Annotated in this window: 1 protein-coding gene; it reads right to left on the bottom strand. The window is 52.3% G+C overall.

What is annotated here, in order from left to right:
* Positions 1 to 262 (bottom strand): M20/M25/M40 family metallo-hydrolase (locus SB764_RS41630; RefSeq protein ID WP_410866981.1); only part of this gene is annotated, 262 nt, incomplete at both ends.

Genomic DNA, 262 nt, shown 5'->3' with positions numbered 1-262 from the left:
GGACGATCACCTGCACCGCTTTTTCCATACCTTCCAGAGTCACAAACTCATGCTTACCATGATAGTTGTAACCGCCAGTGAACAGGTTCGGGCACGGTAATCCCATAAACGACAACTGCGCGCCGTCGGTACCGCCGCGGATCGGTCTCAGTTCCGGTTCAATATCGCAGTCACGCATCGCCTGCTGGGCGATATCGAGAATATGCGGATGCTCAACCACTTTCTCGCGCATATTGTAGTAACTGTCTTCAATCACCAGTTC

It is taken from the genome of Paraburkholderia sp. SIMBA_027 (genome assembly GCF_046535315.1).
GTDB classification, from domain to species: domain Bacteria; phylum Pseudomonadota; class Gammaproteobacteria; order Burkholderiales; family Burkholderiaceae; genus Paraburkholderia; species Paraburkholderia tropica.
This window is presented reverse-complemented; position numbering and strand designations above follow the sequence as displayed.